1 pseudogene is annotated in these 845 nt (G+C 34.7%); it reads right to left on the reverse strand.

The features are described 5' to 3' along the window. A pseudogene (locus IDG60_RS16910) lies at window positions 1-845 on the reverse strand (hypothetical protein); the annotation flags it as partial.

An 845-nucleotide genomic window follows, 5' to 3' on the forward strand; every position in this document is an offset into this window, starting at 1 on the left:
CAAGTCATTTTTAGCAACTGGTTTTTCTGCAAATAACGCTTCAGTTAATTGACTCTCTTTTGAACCTGGTGTTAATTTAGCTTGCTTCTGTTTTGCAGCGTTTGCTAATCTTTCAGCTTGTGACTCTTCTTTCGATACCTTTAATGCCACTGCTTTTGATTCTTCATTTGATACAGCTACACTTTTATCTGTTTCTGCTTGTGCTTCTCTTTTAGCTTCTTGAATCTCTTGTGCCTCTTGTGATGTATCACTTAAATTATTTGCACTTGCTTCTTCTTTTATTGCTGCTTGTTGTGCTTTTAATGCCGCTGCTTTTGATTCTTCATTTGATACAGCTGCACTTTTATCTGTTTCTGCTTGTGCTTCTTTTTTAGCTTCTTGAATCTCTTGTGCCTCTTGTGATGTATCACTCAAATTATTTGCACTTGCTTCTTCTTTTATTGCTGCTTGTTGTGCTTTTAATGCCGCTGCTTTTGATTCTTCATTTGATACAGCTGCACTTTTATCTGTTTCTGCTTGTGCTTCTTTTTTAGCTTCTTGAATCTCTTGTGCCTCTTGTGATGTATCACTCAAATTATTTGCACTTACTTCTTCTTTTATTGCTGCTTGTTGTGCTTTTAATGCTGCTTGCTCATTTTTAGATTTGTTTAAAAATCCTTCAACACGTTCTTTTGTAAAGGCAACCGTTTCTTCAAGTTGCGTTTTTCTTTCTTCAAATTTTTGCGACAGTTCTTGTTCTTTGACTTTTAAATCATCTGCTTTTTGATAAACTTTATTTTTAAAATACAAACCTAAAGCTGAACCAACAAGCGCGCCAGTTATAAAACTAACAACAAAATCTTTAC

It is taken from the genome of Staphylococcus sp. EG-SA-2 (genome assembly GCF_017152085.1).